This window comes from Pseudomonas sp. PA-1-3F (assembly GCF_021609665.1).
Lineage (GTDB): Bacteria > Pseudomonadota > Gammaproteobacteria > Pseudomonadales > Pseudomonadaceae > Aquipseudomonas > Aquipseudomonas paracarnis.
On sequence record NZ_WJZD01000033.1, the window covers coordinates 17,494 to 33,380 of the forward strand.

At 62.7% G+C, this 15,887-nt stretch carries 17 protein-coding genes; 15 read left to right on the forward strand and 2 right to left on the reverse strand.

Annotated features, from left to right (window positions below):
- The first annotated feature begins 364 nt into the window (after positions 1–364).
- Positions 365–1,159: a helix-turn-helix transcriptional regulator gene (locus GIV26_RS21495; protein ID WP_236282110.1), complete on the forward strand. Its 795-nt coding sequence runs from the start codon at positions 365–367 to the stop codon at positions 1,157–1,159.
- Positions 1,159–2,628, forward strand: a complete 1,470-nt coding sequence (gene adeC, locus GIV26_RS21500) for an AdeC/AdeK/OprM family multidrug efflux complex outer membrane factor (protein WP_236282112.1) — start codon at positions 1,159–1,161, stop codon at positions 2,626–2,628. The genes GIV26_RS21495 and adeC overlap by 1 nt, the downstream gene beginning before the upstream one ends.
- Here adeC and hpaA read toward each other — a convergent pair.
- A complete protein-coding gene (hpaA, locus tag GIV26_RS21505) occupies positions 2,555–3,415 on the reverse strand; it encodes a 4-hydroxyphenylacetate catabolism regulatory protein HpaA (protein WP_089042196.1) in 861 nt (286 codons plus the stop codon). The genes adeC and hpaA overlap by 74 nt on opposite strands.
- A gap of 128 nt (positions 3,416–3,543) precedes the next feature.
- Between hpaA and GIV26_RS21510 the strand changes: the two genes are divergently transcribed.
- The 8 genes from GIV26_RS21510 (at position 3,544) to hpaI (ending at position 10,935) form a co-directional block, all read left to right on the forward strand.
- On the forward strand, positions 3,544–4,209 hold the full coding sequence (locus GIV26_RS21510) for a fumarylacetoacetate hydrolase family protein (RefSeq protein WP_054917480.1): 666 nt from the start codon (positions 3,544–3,546) through the stop codon (positions 4,207–4,209).
- Entirely contained in the window at positions 4,206–4,976 is a 771-nt protein-coding gene (locus tag GIV26_RS21515; RefSeq protein ID WP_236282121.1) for a fumarylacetoacetate hydrolase family protein, read from the forward strand. The genes GIV26_RS21510 and GIV26_RS21515 overlap by 4 nt, the downstream gene beginning before the upstream one ends.
- A 5-nt stretch (positions 4,977–4,981) precedes the next feature.
- Positions 4,982–6,442, forward strand: a complete 1,461-nt coding sequence (hpaE, locus tag GIV26_RS21520) for a 5-carboxymethyl-2-hydroxymuconate semialdehyde dehydrogenase (protein ID WP_236282123.1) — start codon at positions 4,982–4,984, stop codon at positions 6,440–6,442.
- 154 nt (positions 6,443–6,596) lie between these two features.
- Positions 6,597–7,454, forward strand: coding sequence for a 3,4-dihydroxyphenylacetate 2,3-dioxygenase (gene hpaD, locus GIV26_RS21525; protein WP_197900675.1), 858 nt, complete (start codon positions 6,597–6,599; stop codon positions 7,452–7,454).
- A 15-nt stretch (positions 7,455–7,469) separates the two neighbouring features.
- Positions 7,470–7,862: a 5-carboxymethyl-2-hydroxymuconate isomerase gene (locus tag GIV26_RS21530; protein ID WP_054917491.1), complete on the forward strand. Its 393-nt coding sequence runs from the start codon at positions 7,470–7,472 to the stop codon at positions 7,860–7,862.
- 136 nt (positions 7,863–7,998) lie between these two features.
- The gene (locus GIV26_RS21535) at positions 7,999–9,303 is read left to right on the forward strand and encodes an MFS transporter (RefSeq protein WP_236282125.1); all 1,305 of its coding nucleotides are present in this window, start codon (positions 7,999–8,001) and stop codon (positions 9,301–9,303) included.
- Positions 9,304–9,314: 11 nt separating this feature from the next.
- Positions 9,315–10,118: a 2-oxo-hept-4-ene-1,7-dioate hydratase gene (gene hpaH / locus GIV26_RS21540; protein WP_019821184.1), complete on the forward strand. Its 804-nt coding sequence runs from the start codon at positions 9,315–9,317 to the stop codon at positions 10,116–10,118.
- A 16-nt stretch (positions 10,119–10,134) separates the two neighbouring features.
- Positions 10,135–10,935: a 4-hydroxy-2-oxoheptanedioate aldolase gene (hpaI, locus tag GIV26_RS21545; protein ID WP_236282127.1), complete on the forward strand. Its 801-nt coding sequence runs from the start codon at positions 10,135–10,137 to the stop codon at positions 10,933–10,935.
- Between the two features lie 123 nt (positions 10,936–11,058).
- Here the strand turns inward: hpaI and hpaR are convergent, their stop codons facing one another.
- On the reverse strand, positions 11,059–11,481 hold the full coding sequence (gene hpaR, locus GIV26_RS21550) for a homoprotocatechuate degradation operon regulator HpaR (RefSeq protein WP_032896376.1): 423 nt from the start codon (positions 11,479–11,481) through the stop codon (positions 11,059–11,061).
- Between the two features lie 207 nt (positions 11,482–11,688).
- Between hpaR and GIV26_RS21555 the strand changes: the two genes are divergently transcribed.
- The 5 genes from GIV26_RS21555 to GIV26_RS21575 all read left to right on the forward strand — a co-directional run bounded on the left by GIV26_RS21555 (position 11,689) and on the right by GIV26_RS21575 (position 15,863).
- Positions 11,689–12,987, forward strand: a complete 1,299-nt coding sequence (locus GIV26_RS21555; RefSeq protein WP_236282129.1) for an NAD(P)/FAD-dependent oxidoreductase — start codon at positions 11,689–11,691, stop codon at positions 12,985–12,987.
- Positions 12,988–13,121: 134 nt separating this feature from the next.
- Positions 13,122–13,487, forward strand: coding sequence for a cupin domain-containing protein (locus GIV26_RS21560; RefSeq protein WP_236282131.1), 366 nt, complete (start codon positions 13,122–13,124; stop codon positions 13,485–13,487).
- Between the two features lie 13 nt (positions 13,488–13,500).
- Positions 13,501–14,322 (forward strand): molybdenum cofactor biosynthesis F family protein, encoded by an 822-nt coding sequence (locus GIV26_RS21565; protein ID WP_116665349.1) that lies wholly within the window; start codon positions 13,501–13,503, stop codon positions 14,320–14,322.
- Positions 14,315–15,118 carry an SDR family NAD(P)-dependent oxidoreductase gene (locus GIV26_RS21570; RefSeq protein WP_236282133.1) on the forward strand — a complete coding sequence of 268 codons (804 nt, stop codon included), beginning with the start codon at positions 14,315–14,317 and terminating at the stop codon, positions 15,116–15,118. The genes GIV26_RS21565 and GIV26_RS21570 overlap by 8 nt, the downstream gene beginning before the upstream one ends.
- The gene (locus tag GIV26_RS21575; RefSeq protein WP_089042187.1) at positions 15,108–15,863 is read left to right on the forward strand and encodes an SDR family oxidoreductase; all 756 of its coding nucleotides are present in this window, start codon (positions 15,108–15,110) and stop codon (positions 15,861–15,863) included. Before GIV26_RS21570 ends, GIV26_RS21575 begins: the two co-directional genes overlap by 11 nt.
- Positions 15,864–15,887 lie beyond the last annotated feature (24 nt).

A 15,887-nucleotide genomic window follows, 5' to 3' on the forward strand; every position in this document is an offset into this window, starting at 1 on the left:
ATAGGCCTTGATCGAAGGTGCATGGCTGAAACGATTAAAGCGTTGTAGGAGATTGGCTACAGCGCATCCATGCCGAGCCTCTGGATAACCCCTTCATTTTAATAATTGATAATTTAAATCAATAACTTAACCAAGACTAAAAATAACTTACACCTGTACGTAGCCGGCTTAATTCACGAGAAACGTCGGATTAATGGCGCAGCTTTTATGGCAGCTTGTGTCCCTCGTTTCCGCTACATACGTAGGACAAATCCCTATGGCTAAATAAAATCTCGAACGCCGAGTTACGTTCAAGCAGTACGGAGCGCCCTGCACAGGCCCTGGGCAACCGTTGACGGTTTTCGACATCAAGGATGAGATGGCTATGAGTCTGACCCCAAGTATTGGCGACACCTGCGGCCCGCATTTTTATGCCGAGATGGGCGAGTTGATTTCAAACAGCGGCGACGAACATTTCGCCGCCACGATGTTGCAGCTGGTGGGCAAGTGGGTACCGATTCACCTGGTGGACCTCAGCGAATGGACCCTGGATGAACTGCGCGACCGCGTGCTGGACATCAAGTTACTGGGCAGCGCCGGGGTGAAAAAGGATTTGTCGGTGCCCCAGACCTTGCATGCGCTGAACGACCACCCGCTGTTGCGGCAGATGCTGCACATGCAAGACCCGCTGCTGATCCAGATGAACGCCAAGGCCAACAGCGCGCATCCGCGCGGTACTTCGCACCAGTGCAACCTGGTATCGCGCCAGGGCAATCGACGCTGTGTGATTTCGTTCTACCGCCCGCCGACGCAGCAGGGGTTCTCCCTGGCTGAGTTGTCGTTTCTCAAGTGCTTGTCGGACACGCTGTTGCCGTTGATGGAACGGCACGCCCAGAGCCTGCGCCAGGCGACGCACGCCGAGACTGAGCCGGCCCATACCCTGTTGGAACAATCGCAGTTGCAGCGTGAGTTCTACAAACGCTTGTCTTTGAGCGACATCACCCTTTCGGCGCGGGAACAGGAGGTGTGCCTGGGCCTGCTGACCGGCGGTACCGTGCCGCAAATCGCGGAGAAACTCAGTGTCAAAAACAGCTCGATCGAGACCTACCTCAAGCGCGCCGCCGCCAAGCTGGGCGTGAGCGGCCGGCATGGCCTGGCCAAATGGATGGTGGGCGCCTGATGAGCACACGAGCACTGTGCACCGTCGGCATGGCCTGGATGCTCGGCGGTTGCTCGCTGATTCCCGAGTACCAGCGACCAGCCGCGCCGACGCCTGCGCAGTACCCCCAAGACGGCGTATACCGCCTGGCGCAGGCCGGCACCCAGGCGCAAAACCCGGACTGGCAGCAGCTGTTCCGCGACCCGGCGCTGCAACAGCTGATTAATGATGCACTGCTCAACAACCGCGACCTGCGAGTGGCGGCCCTGAATGTGCAAGCGTTCCAGGCCCAGTACCGAATCCAGCGCGCGGATCTGTTCCCGGCGATCTCTGCCACAGGCGCCGGCAAGCGCCAGAAGCTGCCGGGGAGCGTGACCGGCACCGGCAAGTCAGCGATAACCTCCAATTACTCCGCCACCTTGGGCCTGAGCGCTTACGAACTGGATCTGTTCGGCCGCGTGCGCAGCCTCAGCGAACAGGCGCTGCTCACTTACCTGGGCACCGAACAAGCGCGGCGCAGTACGCAATTGAGCCTGGTGGCCAACGTCGCCAATGCCTACCTGACCTGGCGCGCCGATCAGGAACTGCTGGCCCTGGCCGAGCAAACCCTGGTCGCCAACGACCACAGCTGGCAATTGACCAGCCGCAGTAAAAGCGCAGGCAAAGCCTCGGCGCTGGACGTAGTGCAAGCGCGCACAGCAGTGGAAAGTACCCGCGCCAGCGTAGCCCGCTATGAACGCCAGGTGGCCCAGGACCTCAACAACCTCACGCTGCTGGTGGGTGGCCCGGTGGATGAACACCTGCCTGCGCGACCGCTGGCCGACGATCTGGTCGCTCGCGTGCCCGCCGGCTTGCCCTCGGACCTGCTGCAACGCCGCCCGGATATCCTCCAGGCCGAATACCAACTGCAGGCGGCCAACGCCAATATCGGTGCGGCCCGTGCTGCGTTCTTTCCTTCCGTGACCCTGACGGCAAACGCCGGCAGCACCAGCAAGGAGCTGTCGGGGCTGTTCAAGGGCGGCTCGGGTAGCTGGACCTTTCAGCCGCAGATCAACCTGCCGATCTTCAACGCCGGCAGCCTGCGCGCCAGCCTCGATTACGCCAGGCTGCAGAAGGACATCACGGTGGCCCAGTACGAAAAATCCATCCAGGGCGCCTTCCAGGAAGTTGCCGACGGCCTCGCCGCACGCCAGACCTTCAACGACCAACTGGCGGCGCAACGGGATTTCGTCGCCGCCAACCAGAACTACTATGACCTGGCCGAGCACCGTTACCGCAGCGGCGTGGACAGCAACCTGACGTTCCTCGATGCGCAGCGTTCGCTGTTCAGCGCGCAACAGGCGCTGATTGTGGACCGGCTGGCGCAGTTGGTCGCCGAGGTGAATTTGTATACCGCACTGGGTGGCGCCTGGGATATCAGCGCAACCCCGACTGCCGCAGCCGGTACTCCCCCGGCGTCATCTGTGCATAGCGCAAAAAAAACCGGCTGAAATACGCAGGGTCCTTGAACCCCAGCTGGTAGCAGATTTCATTCGCGGAACTGCCGGTAAACAACAGCAGGCGCTTGGCCTCTTGCATCAGCCGTTCAAGGATCAGGCGCTTGGACGGCAGGTCGGCAATGCGTCGGCACACTTCATTGAGCCGCGCCTGGGTCACGCCAATGCCCTCGGCATAACGCGCCAACGGCCAGTGTTCCAGGTAGTGGGCTTCGATCAGCTCGTTGAAACGATGGAAGATGCGCAGGTCTTCATGGGCTGTCGGGCGTGCCGGCTGGGCGTGGGCGCACAGGCGCAGCAACCGGATCATGATCAACCGCGTCAGGCTGTCGAGGGCGGCGGCGCGCCCTGCCCGTTCGGCGTTGATCTCACTGCACAGCGCCTCGAAGAGTTGTTCCAACCCCTCAGCGTCGCCAGTCAAGGCCACACATGCGGCGCCGGAGGCGAGGCTGGGGTCGGCGTCGATCAATCCCCATACAAGCTGCTGGCGCACCGTCAACACATGCCCGTCGGCATCGGCTTCGGTGACAAACGCGTGGGCCACCGTGGGCGGCGTGAGAAAAAACATCGGCCCCGATTCAACGTACTGGCGGTCATCCAGATACACCCGCACTGCACCACTCTTGACGTAATGCACCTGGAAAAACCGGTCATGGCGATGCACCGCCATATTGCGCCCGAAAAACCCCGCCAGGTTGCCGAGCTTGTCGTAATGCACCTCGGCGTCGCTGTAGCGCTGGTCGTAGACCTGCCCGATGTTGATGTTGGGAATCGGCTTCACGGGGCTCTCTTCTTGTTGTTGTGAGGCCAGCGCAGTGTGCCACGCTTGACGGTAGTTAACATATTAATTATAACGTTAACAACTTAACGAACGGCCTGTGCAGCCGTCGTCACCGCCAGGAGAAACGCATGAGCCGAACCCTGCATGATGTTGCCAGCGGCACCCTGTTCGGCGTTGCGCTGAACTACCAGGGCCTGCTGGACCAGCATCTCGCCGCCTTCCAACAGCCGCCCTACCAGCAGCCGCCGACCAAGCCGGTGCTGTTTATCAAAACCCCCAACACCCGCAATGCCCATGGCGGCGTAGTGCTGCAGCCTGCGGGCGAGCGCCTGCAGCCGGGCCCGGCGTTGGGTGTGGTGATCGGCCAGCGCGCCAGCCGTGTCAGCCTGGAGAACGCCATGGCGCATGTGGCCGGGTATGTGGTGGTGAATGAATTCAGCCTGCCGGAAGACAGCTACTACCGCCCCGCCGTCAAAGCCAAATGCCGCGATGGGTTTTGCGCCCTGGGCCCGCAGTTGGTGGCGCGGGATCAAGTGGCCAACCCCAATCAATTGAGCCTCAAGCTGTTCGTCAATGGCGAGCTGCGCCAGGAAAGCTCTACCGCCGATTGGGTACGCGACATCCCGCAATTGATCGCCGAGATCAGCGAGTTCATGACCCTGTACCCCGGCGATGTACTGATCACCGGCACCCCGCAAGGCCGCGTGGATGTGCAGCCAGGCGACCAGGTTGAGGTCGATATCACCGGCATTGGCCGCCTGAGCAACACCATTGCAGCGGAGGCATCGGCATGAAACGCGCACGTATCCACTTTGAAGGTGCAACCCACAACGTATTGGTGCAAGCCGACTGCAGCGTGCGCCTGGAGGATGGGCGGTTGCTGGCCGAAGACCAGGTGCAATGGCTGCCACCCGCCACCGGCAACATGTTCGCACTGGGTTTGAACTACGCCGACCACGCCGCCGAACTGGCCTTTACGCCGCCGACCGAACCGCTGGCATTCATCAAATCGGTGGGCACCTACACCGGTCACCGCCAAGTCAGTTGGCGCCCCGACAACGTCGCCTACATGCACTACGAGTGCGAGCTGGTGGCGGTCATCGGCAAGACCGCGCGCAACGTCAAGCGCGCCGACGCCCTGGACTACCTGGCCGGTTACACGGTGTGCAACGACTACGCGATCCGCGACTACCTGGAAAACTACTACCGCCCCAACCTGCGCGTGAAAAACCGCGACGCCACCACCCCGGTCGGCCCGTGGATTGTCGACGTGGCCGATGTGCCCGACCCAGGCAACCTGAAATTGCGTACCTGGATCAACGGCGAACTGCGCCAGGAAGGCAGCACGAAAGACATGATTTTCGATATCCCCTACCTCATCGAATACCTGTCCAGCTTCATGACCCTGCAACCGGGCGACATGATCGCCACCGGCACGCCCGAGGGCCTGGCCGATGTGGTGCCGGGGGATGAGGTAGTGGTGGAAGTCGAAGGCGTGGGCCGCCTGGTCAACCGTATCGTCAGTGAAACGGAGTTTTTCTCCGCGCGCAAAGAGGCTTGAGCACCATGATCAAACACTGGATCAACGGCCGTGAGGTCGAAAGCAAAGACACCTTTATCAACTACAACCCGGCCACCGGCGAGGCCATCGGCGAAGTCGCCAGCGGCGGCGCCGAAGAAGTCGCGCAAGCCGTAGCGGCGGCGAAGGCGGCGTTCCCCAAGTGGGCCAATACGCCGGCCAAGGAGCGCGCGCGCTTGATGCGCAAACTGGGCGAGCTGATCGAACAGAACGTGCCACACCTGGCCGAGCTGGAAACCCTGGACACCGGCCTGCCGATCCACCAGACCAAGAACATGTTGATCCCGCGTGCCTCACACAACTTCGATTTCTTCGCTGAAGTCTGCACCCGCATGGACGGCCACACCTACCCGGTGGATGACCAGATGCTCAACTACACCCTGTACCAGCCGGTGGGCGTGTGCGGGCTGGTATCGCCGTGGAACGTGCCGTTCATGACCGCCACCTGGAAGACCGCGCCGTGCCTGGCGCTGGGCAATACGGCGGTGTTGAAGATGTCGGAGCTGTCGCCGCTGACCGCCAATGAACTGGGGCGCCTGGCGGTGGAAGCCGGGATTCCCGACGGCGTGCTCAATGTGATCCAGGGCTACGGCGCCACCGCCGGTGATGCACTGGTGCGCCACCCGGATGTACGGGCGATTTCCTTTACCGGCGGCACCGCCACGGGTAAGAAAATCATGCAGAGCGCCGGCCTGAAAAAGTACTCCATGGAACTGGGCGGCAAGTCGCCGGTGCTGATTTTTGAAGACGCCGACCTGGAACGCGCCCTCGACGCCGCGTTGTTCACGATCTTTTCCCTCAACGGCGAGCGCTGCACCGCTGGCAGCCGCATCTTCATCCAGGAAAGCGTCTACCCGCAATTTGTCGCCGAGTTCGCGGCGCGAGCCAAGCGCTTGATCGTCGGCGACCCCCAGGACCCGAAGACTCAGGTCGGCTCGATGATCACCCAGGCCCATTACGACAAGGTCACCGGCTACATCAAGATCGGCCTGGAGGAAGGCGCCACGCTGCTGGCTGGCGGCCTGGAACGCCCGGCCAACCTGCCGGCGCACCTGAGCCGCGGCCAGTTTATCCAGCCAACGGTGTTTGCCGACGTGAACAACCGGATGCGCATCGCCCAGGAAGAAATCTTCGGCCCGGTGGTGTGCCTGATCCCTTTCAAAGACGAAGCTGAAGCGCTGCAATTGGCCAACGACACCGAATACGGGCTGGCCTCCTACATCTGGACCCAGGACATCGGCAAGGCCCACCGCCTGGCGCGCGGTATCGAAGCGGGCATGGTATTTATCAACAGCCAGAACGTACGGGATTTGCGCCAGCCGTTTGGCGGAGTCAAAGGCTCGGGCACCGGGCGTGAAGGCGGCCAGTACAGCTTCGAAGTGTTTGCCGAGATCAAGAACGTGTGTATTTCCATGGGCAGTCATCACATTCCGCGCTGGGGCGTGTAGCCCAGGCTCAAACGAGCCTCCTGTGGGAGCCGGGCTTGCCCGCGATGCAGACACCGCGGTCCTTCAGCCGTACCGAGTCGATGCCATCGCAGGCAAGCCAGCTCCCACAGGGACCTCACAGGCCATACAAGAATAATTATTCAGGAGAGTCATCATGGGCCAAGTGGTTCTGGCAGCGAAGATCTGCCACGTACCGTCGATGTACCTGTCGGAACTGCCCGGCAAGCATCACGGCTGTCGCGAAGCGGCGATTGCCGGGCACAAGGAGATCGGCCGGCGTGCCCGCGAACTCGGGGCAGACACTGCGGTGGTGTTCGACGTGCACTGGCTGGTCAACAGCGGCTACCACGTCAATTGCGGCGAGCAGTTCCAGGGCACCTACACCAGCAACGAACTGCCGCACTTCATCAAGAACATGGACTACGCCTACCCCGGCTGCCCTGAACTGGGTGAGCTGATCGCCGCCGAAGCCAACCTGGCCGGCGTGCGCAGCATGGCCCATAACATCCCGAGCCTGGAGCTGGAATACGGCACCCTGGTGCCCATGCGCTACATGCATATGGACGTGCCCGAGGAGCAAAAGCTCAAGGTCATTTCCATCGCTGCCTGGTGCGCCTGGCATCGCCTGGAAGACAGCTTCGCCTTCGGCGCCGCCGTGCGCCGGGCGATCGAAAAGAGCGACCGCAAGGTGCTGGTGCTGGCGTCCGGCTCGCTGTCCCATCGGTTCTCGGACGACCGCCAGGCTGAGGCGAATATCCACAATTGGACCCGCGAATTCGACAAGCAGGTGGACCTGCATGTCGTGCAAATGTGGAAGCAAGGTCGCTTCAAGGAGTTCTGCGCCATGTTGCCCGACTACGCCGAACATTGTTTTGGCGAAGGCAAGATGCACGACACCGCCATGCTCCTGGGCCTGCTGGGTGGGCCGGACTATGCCAAGCCGACCGAGATCATCACGCCGCCGTTCGGCAGTTCGGGCACCGGCCAGATCAACGCGATTTTCCCGCTTTAACCCTGGGAGAACACCATGCCGCACTTTATCGCTGAGTACACCGACAACCTCGAACAGCAGGCCGATTTGCCCGGCCTGTTTGAAAAAGTCCACCGCGTGCTGGGTGACAGCGGTGTGTTTCCATTGGGCGGCATTCGCAGTCGCGGCGTGCGCCTGGACACCTGGCGCATGGCCGACGGCAAGCACGATTATGCCTTTGTACACATGACCCTCAAGGTCGGCCATGGCCGCGACCTGGCGACGCGCGAAGCAGTCGCCCAAGCGGTGTTCGCGGTGGTCACCGCACACTTCGCCGAGCTGCAGGCGCAACGGTTGTTGGCGCTGTCGTTCGAGATGATCGAGCTGCACCCGCAGCTCAACTTCAAGCAGAACAATGTGCATGCGTTCCTGAACAACCCGGCGAACTGAAACGGCCCCGTCCTCCCTGTAGGAGCGAGCTCGCTCGCGAAAAACCCACAGGCCCCGCGGATCACCGGCAGCGCTGCGTTTTCGTTAACGTTTTTTTCGCGAGCAAGCTCGCTCCTACAACAAAAAGAACAACGCCATGAGCACAGCCCATTCCACTGCAAGCCTGCGGCTTGCCGAGCACGACCGCACCCATCGTTTGGTGACCTGGCGCCTGATGCCCTTGTTGCTGGTGTGTTACCTGTTCGCCCATCTGGACCGCATCAACATCGGCTTTGCCAAGATGCAGATGAGCAGCGATCTGCACTTCAGCGACACCGTGTATGGCTTCGGCGCCGGCCTGTTCTTCATCGCCTACGCACTGTTCGGCGTGCCCAGCAACATTGCCCTGGACCGCGTCGGGCCACGGCGCTGGATCGCCTGCCTGATGGTGGTGTGGGGTCTGCTCTCCACCGGCATGTTGTGGGTGGAGAGCGCACGCGGGTTCTACGTGCTGCGCTTTCTGCTGGGTGTGGCCGAGGCCGGTTTTTTCCCGGGGATCCTGGTATTCCTCAACCGTTGGTACCCGGCACGCCGTCGCGCCCAGGTCACTGCCTTGTTTGCCATTGCGGTGCCCATGGCCGGAGTGCTGGGCGGGCCGATTTCCGGGGCGATCCTGGAGAACTTCCACGACGTCGGCAGCCTGCGCGGCTGGCAGTGGATGTTCCTGATCGAAGGCGCGCCCGTGGTGCTACTGGGACTGGTGGTACTCAAGTGGCTGCCGGACAGTTTCGAGTCGGTGCACTGGTTGACTGCCGAGCAAAAACAGCAATTGCACACCCAACTGAGCAACGAGGAACAGCGCAAGACCATCACCTCGTTCGGCGGCATCCTGCGTGACCCGCAGGTGTGGCTGCTGGTGGCCGTGTATTTTGCGGTGATGCTGGCGGTCAACACCCTGGCGTTCTGGATGCCCACCCTGATCCACGGCGCCGGCATCGGCCGTGACAGCCAGGTCGGCTTGCTCAGCGCCGTGCCGTACCTGGCCGGCTGCTTCTTCATGCTCGGCTGCGGGCGCTCGTCCGACCGCCACAGCGAACGCCGCTGGCACCTATGCGTGCCATTGCTGATGGCGGCGCTCGGCATCGCCGTCGCGGGCCTGGCGCCCGCCAATGCGCTGCTGGTGATGGGCGGGCTGGTGGTCGCCGGCATGGGCGCCAGTGCCGCCCTGCCGATGTTCTGGCAACTGCCACCGGCGTTTCTCTCCCACACCACCCAGGCGGCGGGCATCGCCATGATCAGCTCGTTCGGCAGCATCGCGGCGTTCCTCGCGCCCTACCTGATCGGCTGGATGCGCGACGCCACCCAGAGCGCCAGCCTGGCCCTGTACGTACTCGCGCTGTTTATCGCCCTCGGTGGCTTGCTGGTGCTGCGCACCCAGGCCGCCATCGTCAACCCACACTAGAGACCGTTGCCATGCTCGACTCCCAGCAAATCCTCGCGGCCGCCGCCCACCTGGACCGCGCCGAACGCAGCCGCGAACAGGTGCGCCAGTTTTCCCTCGACTACCCCGATATGACGATCGAGGACGCCTACGCCATCCAGCGTGAATGGGTCGCGCAGAAGATCAAGGACGGGCGCACGCTCAAGGGCCACAAGATCGGCCTCACATCACGGGCCATGCAGGTGTCCTCGAATATCACCGAACCCGATTACGGTGCCCTGCTCGACGACATGTTTTTCGACGAAGGCAGCGACATTCCCTTCGAGCGTTTCATCGTGCCGCGGGTGGAGGTGGAACTGGCTTTCATCCTCGGCAAGCCGCTCAAAGGCCCCAACTGCACGGTGTTCGATGTGCTCGACGCCACCGAGTGGGTGATCCCGGCGCTGGAAATCATCGACGCCCGCATCCAGCAGGTCGACCCGCATACCAACGCCACCCGCAAGGTGTTCGACACCATCTCCGACAACGCCGCCAACGCCGGTGTGGTCCTCGGCGGCCGCGCCGTGCGCCCCACCGAGATCGACCTGCGCAAGGTGCCGGCGGTGTTGTATCGCAATGGCGTGATCGAAGAGTCCGGGGTGTCGGCGGCGGTGCTCAACCACCCGGCCAAAGGCGTGGCTTGGCTGGCCAACAAGCTGGCGCCCTATGACGTCACCCTGCTGCCCGGCCAAGTGATTCTCGGCGGCTCGTTTACCCGCCCCGTGGCAGCCCGCCCTGGCGATACCTTCCACGTCGACTACGACCTGCTCGGCTCGATTGCCTGCCGCTTCGTCTGAACTCAGGAGTGCTTTCATGGACATGCCTGTCAACCGCTTCAAGCAACGCCTGCACAACCGCGAGGTACAGATCGGCCTGTGGCTCGGCCTTGCCAACGCCTACTGCGCGGAACTGGCCGCCAACGCCGGTTTCGACTGGCTGCTGATCGACGGCGAACATGCGCCCAACCAGCTGGGGGACATGCTCGCGCAATTACAGGCCATCGCGCCCTACCCCAGCCAGGCGCTGATTCGCCCGGTGATCGGCGACACGGCGCTGATCAAACAACTGCTGGATATCGGCGCCCAGACGCTGCTGGTGCCCATGGTCGAAAACGCCGCCCAGGCCCGGGAACTGGTGCGCGCCCTGCGCTACCCGCCCCAGGGTATTCGCGGGGTCGGCAGCGCCCTGGCCCGCGCCTCGCGCTGGAACACCATCGCCGATTACCTCGACCAGGCCGACGCGCAGATGTGCCTGCTGGTGCAGATTGAGAATGCCGAAGGCCTGGCCAATCTGGACGCCATCGCCGCCGTCGAAGGCGTGGACGGGGTGTTTATCGGCCCGGCAGATTTGAGCGCGTCCATGGGCCACCGGGGTAACCCGGGGCATCCGCAGGTACAGGCGGCGATTGAGGAAGCCATCGTGCGTATCGTCAAGGTGGGTAAGGCGGCAGGGATTCTCAGTGCGGATGAAAATCTCGCACGACGCTATATCGAGTTGGGGGCGACGTTCGTGGCGGTGGGGGTGGATACCACGGTGTTGATGCGGGGGCTGCAAAGCCTGGCCGGGAAGTTCAAAGACGTACCGGTGGCTGCCAATACCGGTGGTGTCTACTGAAATCCATGTGGGAGCTGGCTTGCCTGCGATGGCGGTGCATCAGCGACAGATAAGCCAGCTGACCCGGCGCTATCGCAGGCAAGCCAGCTCCCACAGTTGATCGGTGGTGATTCAGCTGTTGGTTTATCGCTTGATGTTCTTCAAGTCATCCAGCAACCCCAACAGCATCTGGAATTTCTCTTCGCCAAACTGATCCTGCAAACGCTGATAGTTGGCCTCCATGCACTGGCTCATGGACTCGAAACTCGCCTTGCCCTTGTCCGCCAGGGTAATCAGCACCCGGCGCTGGTCCTGTTCGGCCTTGCGCCGGTGCACCATGCCGGCCGCTTCCATGCGCACCAGCACGCCGGTCATGCTCGGCTTGAGGATGCAGGCCAGTTCTGCCAGTTGGTAGATCTCCAACTCACCATGCTGTTCAAGGATGCGGATGATGCGCCATTGCTGTTCGGTCAGGCCGTGTTCATTCAGGGAAGGACGGAAAAAACTCATCGCGGCCTCGCGCGCTTGCAGCAGGGCCAGGGTCAGGGATTGTCGAGGTGTGGACATAGGGCTCAGGGTCACGAAGTATTTAGTTAATAGTTTAACGAAACTCTAACATTCCCGGCCGGCGAGCGCGCTATAACTTGTAGGTGCCCTCGCCCGTGGCGCGCTGAATCAAAAACCCGGGCACGCAGGATCAAGACTTCCCGCCCGCCAGGGGCCCTAATGGAGGCATCCGCTTTAGCGCCTTCCTTCACTTTTTCAGGCTGCGCCATGATCAACATCGAAACCCCCACGTACTACACCGCCACCAAGAAATACAACCTCAGCTTCCCCACCCTGGAACAGGATATCGAGGCAGACGTCGTGGTCATCGGCGGCGGCTTTTCCGGGATCAACACGGCCCTTGAGCTGGCGGAAAAAGGCATCACCAACATTGTGGTGCTTGAAGCGCGCTACCTGGGCTTTGGCGGCACGGGCCGCAACGGTGGGCAAATCATGGCAGGCATCGGCCATGACCTGGAGAAGATCAAGAAGGACGTGGGCGAAGACGGCCTGCGCCAAGTGTTCGAGATCAGCGACCTGGGCGCCGACATCATCAAGAACCGCATCGCCAAGTACAACATCGACGCGGACTTTTGCCACGGCTACGGCTACATGGGCTTCAACGCCCGCCAGGAAAAAACCCTGCGCGCCTGGGAGAAGGACTTCAAGTCGATCAACAGCCAGCACGAAATCCGCTTTCTCGGCGGCTCCGACGTACAGCAGATCATCGGCTCCACCGCCTACACCAGCGCCCTGTTGCACATGGGCGGCGGGCATGTGCATTCACTCAACCTGCTGCTGGGCGAAGCCACCGCGCTGGTCAGCCATGGTGTGAAAATCTTCGAGAACAGCCCGGCCCTGGACGTCAGCTACGGCGAGCGCATCACCGTGCGCACCGGGCGCGGTTCGGTACGCGCCAGCAAGTTGCTGTGGGCCTGTGACAGCTTTCTCAACAAGCTGGAGCCGGAACTGCACCGCTCGACCATCAACACCTACGCATTCCAGATGATGACCGAGCCGTTGTCCGAGGAGTTGATCCAGCGCATCAGCCCGATCCGTGGGGCGTATAGCGACATCCGCCCGGTGATCGACTACTACCGCGTGACTAACGAAAACCGCCTGCTGTTCGGCGCCGCCACGCCTTTGGTGGAGCACATTCCCGGCGACCTGAAAGCCTGGAACCGCCACCTGATGCTGAAGATTTTCCCCTACCTCAAGGACGTGAAAATCGACCTGGCCTGGGGCGGTCCGATGGCGTGCAGCCCGAACCTGTTTCCGCAAGTGGGAACCTTGCCGGGGCGCAGCAATGCGTTTTTCGTGCAGGGCTATTCCGGCTTCGGCGTAACCCCCAGCCACATCATCTGCAAGGTGCTGGCCGAAGGCATGAGCGAAGGCTCGGCGCGCTATGACCTGGTCAGCTCGATTCACCGCCCCACCATCATCGGCAAGGACGCGATTCGCCCGCTGCTGCTGACGGCGGGCAAATCCTGGCACCAACTTTCCGGCTACTGGAACGGTCGCCGCTAACCCCCTGTAGGAGCGGGCTTGCCCGCGAAAAACTTCAACGATAACGCGTGCTTCCTGAATGGACGCGGCGCCTGTGAGTTTTTCGCGAGCAAGCTCGCTCCTACAAAAATCTCGTACTTATCGGAGCATCTGCCATGACACTTACCACCCTCAAACACAACGTCCAGCTGTCGGAACTCGACGCCTGGGGCACCGTGGCCGACCTCGGCTCGCAAATCCTTGAAGGCGACGTCCGCGCCTTCGGCAAGATGACCTTTGGCGCGCCCACCGATGCGGTCAGCAGTGCGTACTTCGGCACGACCCAGGGCAAGTTCCGCATGGTCTACCCTTTCGCCGAGCAAGCCACGGTGGTCACCGGCGAAGTGGTGCTGACCGACGAGTCCACCGGCCAAACCACCCGCTACAAGGCCGGTGACAGCTGGTTCGTGACCAAGGGCACGCCGGTGCTGTGGGAAGTGGTCAGCGAGAGTTTCGTCAAACACTACTTCGCCGTCGTGTAAGGGAGGCGTTGCCATGTCGAATTCATCTGACTGGATCACCGTGGGCGCCCTGGCCGACGGTTTTGCACCCGAGGCGTTCATCCTGCCGAACCTGGCCGACCTGGCCGGCCAGACCTTCACCCTGCACTTTGCCAATGGCTGGCAGATCGAACACCGCTTCGAACAGGAGCGCCTGGCCTGGCACGCCGCCGATGGCCACTCCAGCGGCAGCGCCGCCTACCGCGCCAGCTCGATTCGCCCGGGCCTGTACCTGGTGGATTTTATCAAGCACGAGGCCGGGCAAAGCTGGTCGATCAGCCTGGTGCTGGACACGCCAAATGCCTCCTTTACCGCAGTGATTGGCCGTATGCCGGAACCGGCAGAGACCCACGAAGGCCTTTACCACCGCGCCCTGGCCGGCAAACCGCTGACCTCGGTACAGGTTGACTTCCTCCATGGCAGCCTCGACCGGCCGTGGCAGGACGGCCACTGCCTGCACGCCCCCACCGACGAGTTGGTCGGCCTGCGCAACCACTACCGCTACAGCCCCAGCGAGGTCTACGAACACATCTACCTCAACCCGCGGTTCTACGCCTGGCAATGCCTTGAGGGCGTGGAGAAAGGCCTGTGCGACACCGACCGCTGCCATTACTACAAGATCGCCGAACAGCTGTACCTGTTCGTCTGGCAGGAGAAGATCGTACCGACCCTCGGCCTGGTGCTGATCGACCTGCAACAGCACCGCAGCGACGGCAAGATCTTCGGCTATGCCGGGGCGTCCTTCGACGCGCTGTCGAACTTCCCGATCAGTTCCTATTGCCAGGTGCTCAACCGCACGGAGTACCCCCGTGACTGAGCCGCGCACGGTGGTGATCACCGGGGCCGGCACCGGCATCGGCGCTGCCTGCGCACGCTTGTACGCACAGGAAGGCGCGCATCTGGTGCTGATCGGTCGGCGTCGTGAGCCACTGGAACAGGTGGCGCAAGACACCGGCGGGCTGATCCTGGTGGGCGATGCCGCCTGCCCGGACACCTGGGACGGCTTCATCCAACAAATCCGCAGCCACTTCGGGCGCCTCGATGTGCTGCTGGCCTGTGCCGGTGGCCACGGGCTGGGCAGTGCGACCCAGACCAGCCCGGCCACCTGGGAAGACGCGCTGCGCAGCAACCTCGACAGTGCGTTTTACAGCGCCCGCGCCTGCCTGCCGCTGTTGCAGGAAAGCGCCGGGAACATCGTGCTGATTGGCTCCATCGCCTCATTGGCGGCAGGCCCCGAGGTGTGTGGCTACACCACCGCCAAGCATGCGCTGCTCGGGCTCAACCGCTCGCTGGCCCGTGATTATGGGCCCCATGGCGTGCGGGTGAACGCGGTGTGCCCAGGCTGGGTGCACACGCCGATGGCCGACGCGGAGATGCAGCCGTTGATGGAGGCGTACGGCGAAACCTTGCAGCAGGCCTATGCGCGTGTGTGTGCCGATGTCCCGCTGCGGCGCGCCGCCCGTGCCGACGAGATCGCCAAGGTGTGCCGCTTCCTGGCCAGCGACGACGCCTCGATCATTACCGGCGCCACGTTGGTGGCGGACGGTGGCTCCAGCATCGTCGACGTGCCGACGCTGGCGTTTACGCACCTGGAGCCTGCCCATGACGAATGACCTGGATTTCAGCGGCCAGGTCGTGCTGGTCACCGGCGGCGCCCAGGGCATTGGCCTGGGCATCGTCCAGGCCTTTGCCCAACGCGGTGCGCGAGTGGTGATTGCCGACCGTAGGGTTGAACAGGCTGAAGCCCTGGCTGCCGGGTTATGCGCGCAGGGGCATCACGTTGACGCCGTTGGCGTTGATCTGGCGGATGCCGAAGCGGTGTTCGCCTGCGTCCAAGGCTTGGCGCAACTGGATGTGCTGGTGCACAACGCCGGGTACTTTCCGCTGACCGCCTTTGCCGACATTACCCCAACGATCCTGGAGCGCACCCTGGCGGTGAACCTGTCGGCGCTGTTCTGGCTGACCCAGGCGGCGTTGCCGATGTTTCGCGAACAAGGCCGGGGCTGCGTGCTGGTGACGTCTTCGGTCACCGGCAACCGGGTCGGTTATCCGGGGCTGAGCCACTATGCGGCGTCCAAAGCTGGGGTGAATGGGTTTATCCGCAATGCAGCGCTGGAGCTGGCGCCGTTGAATGTGCGGGTCAACGGCGTGGAGCCCGGCATGATCGCCACGCCGGCGATGGGCAACCTGGGCGATGCGGCCGTGAATGACAGCATCGCCCGCCGTGTGCCGCTGGGGCGCCTGGGCGCTGCGGCGGATATTGCCGGGGCGATGGTGTTTCTGGCCTCTGACCTGGCGGGCTATATCACCGGGCAGACGCTGGTGGTGGATGGTGGCGCGACGCTGCCCGAAATCTGAAACCCGATCGTTCCCACGCTCTGC